Origin of the sequence: Pseudonocardia sp. SID8383 (assembly GCF_009864975.1) — a bacterium.
Classification (GTDB): Bacteria; Actinomycetota; Actinomycetes; order Mycobacteriales; family Pseudonocardiaceae; genus Pseudonocardia; species Pseudonocardia alni.
In genome coordinates, this window is record NZ_WWFY01000196.1 from 1 (window position 1) to 514 (window position 514).

General features: G+C 78.8%; 1 pseudogene. It reads left to right on the top strand.

The annotated features are described in order from the left end of the window. Nucleotides 1–514 (top strand): annotated as a pseudogene (locus GTW08_RS04730) (LuxR family transcriptional regulator); the annotation flags it as partial.

Consider the following 514-nt stretch of genomic DNA (forward strand, 5'->3'; position numbering starts at 1 on the left):
GATCGCGCTGCTGCGCGGCGCGACCGGCCCGGCGTCGGAGCGGCTCGCCGCTGTCGACGCGGGCGACGACCCCCTCGAACCGCGTGACGAGTTCCTCGCCGCCGCGCTGCAGGTCGCGATCGCCCGCCGCCAGTCCGACCTCGGGGCCCTGATGCGGTCCTGGACGCGGGCGCGGCAGGCGATCGTCCGGCACCCGGTCGACCTCTACGTGCTGCAGCCGCTCGGGGAGCTGGTGACCGCGGCGTCGCGGCTGCGGGAGGAGAGCTGGGTGGCCCCGCACCTCGCCGAGGCCGACGCGCTGCTCGACCGGCTCGGCCGGCCCGCGCTGTGGGCCGCCCCGCTGCACTGGGCGCGGCTGCAGGCCGCGGTGCTCACCGACGACGTCGAGGCCGCCCGCGCCCGCTCCGACGAGCTGCAGAGCGCCGCCTGCGGCAGCCGCTTCGCCCACGCCATGGCGACGGCGGCCCCGCACTGGGTGGGCGTGCTGGAGGACCGGGTCGACGCGGCCGAGGTC